Consider the following 1,657-nt stretch of genomic DNA (forward strand, 5'->3'; position numbering starts at 1 on the left):
CCTGTTTTGTGCGGGTATATTTTAGTTGAAAATTAAGTAATTGAATTTCATTGACTTATATTATTTGATTTTGTGTTTTTGGGTGTCTCGGACTATTTTTAGTTTATGTTTGTAAGACGCAAAAAGAATTCCAGCGGTAGCTTTAGTGTACAGATTATCCAAAAAGTGGGAAGAATCAATAAAGTTGTCAAGTCATTAGGTAGTTCTTTTGACGAATCAGAGCTTATTATTCTTGAAAGGCAAGCTAAGCTAGAAATCGAAAGAATGAAAGGTCAGGTTACTCTGTTTTCTAACGATCGGGATGCTAACCTTAAATCCGTTCTTTCTAATGTCAGCAATAGCGAAGTAGAGTTGGTTGGCCCCGATAATATTCTTGGTAAAGTTTATGAATCAATAGGTTATCATACTATTGGATTAGATGAACTTTTCAGAGATCTGATTATGTCTCGGCTTGTTTATCCTGGATCCAAGCTGAAAACCATAGATTATCTTGCCAGATTCAAGAACAAGGAAATTAGCGTTTATTCCATCTATCGTTATATGGATAAGATCCATGGAAAATATAAAGACAAGATTGAAGAGTTGACATTTAAACACTTCAAGCAGGTTTTAGGAGGAAATATCGGTCTTGTTTTTTATGATATGACTACGCTTTACTTCGAGATACCAGATGAAGATGATTTACGGAAAATAGGCTATTCAAAAGATGGTAAACACCAGCATCCCCAGATTAAATTAGGGCTGCTTGTAGGACCTGAAGGTTATCCTTTGGGGTATGATATTTTTGAAGGAAGCACCTATGAAGGACATACGCTTATTCCAGTATTGAAAAATATTGAAAAGAAGTTTTCTATTGACAAACCTATTGTGATTGCTGACGCAGGCCTATTGTCATCAACCAATATCAATGCACTCGTCAGCAATGGGTATAAGTTTGTTCTGGGTGGTAAAATCAAAAATGAAAGCACCAAGATCAAAGATAAAATCCAGAAACTGGAGGTGACCGATGACAAGCCAAAGGAAATAAAAAAGGAGGGTTATAGACTTGTTGTGAGCTTTTCAGAAAAACGGAGGAAAAAGGATTCCCATAATCGGGAAAAAGGTCTTAAAAAGCTTGAAAAAAAGGTTAAAAACGGCAAACTTGATAAAAACAGCATCAATAACAGAGGATATAACAAATACCTCAAGCTGGAATCAGACATAAAAGTAGCTATCGATTACTCCAAGTATGAAATGGATGCAAAATGGGATGGTTTGAAAGGCTATCTGACGAACACAACCCTGAAACCGACAGAAGTCATTGCAGCATACGGAAACCTGTGGCATATCGAGAAAGCTTTTCGGATAAGTAAAACCGATATCCGCATAAGGCCTATTTATCATCGCAAACCGCGAAGGATAGAAACACACATCTGCATCTGCTTTGTTTCTTATGCAGTCTTTAAGGAGCTGGAAAGACTGCTGAAAATCGCCAAAGCAGAGTTTTCTGCAACAAGTGCAATAGAGCTGACAAAGAACATGTATCAGATAAAAGTATTCCTGCCAGAATCAAAAACTTATACAACTATACCACTAAAACCCACAGAGCAACAACAGGAACTTATCTCTATTATCATGAAAATTTAGAGTGGGTGTCCCATCGCACAAAACAGGAAAA

General features: G+C 36.7%; 1 protein-coding gene. It reads left to right on the forward strand.

What is annotated here, in order from left to right; genetic code table 11:
- Positions 1–105 precede the first annotated feature (105 nt).
- On the forward strand, positions 106–1,626 hold the full coding sequence (locus tag BW935_RS17975) for an IS1634 family transposase (protein ID WP_076503162.1): 1,521 nt from the start codon (positions 106–108) through the stop codon (positions 1,624–1,626).
- Positions 1,627–1,657: the final 31 nt, after the last annotated feature.

The organism is Belliella pelovolcani (assembly GCF_900156785.1).
GTDB classification, from domain to species: domain Bacteria; phylum Bacteroidota; class Bacteroidia; order Cytophagales; family Cyclobacteriaceae; genus Belliella; species Belliella pelovolcani.

What these genes read in the sequence shown, in the direction of transcription:
- BW935_RS17975 (WP_076503162.1), top strand. Translation starts at nt 106, where the DNA reads ATGTTTGTAAGACGCAAAAAGAATTCCAGCGGTAGCTTTAGTGTACAG.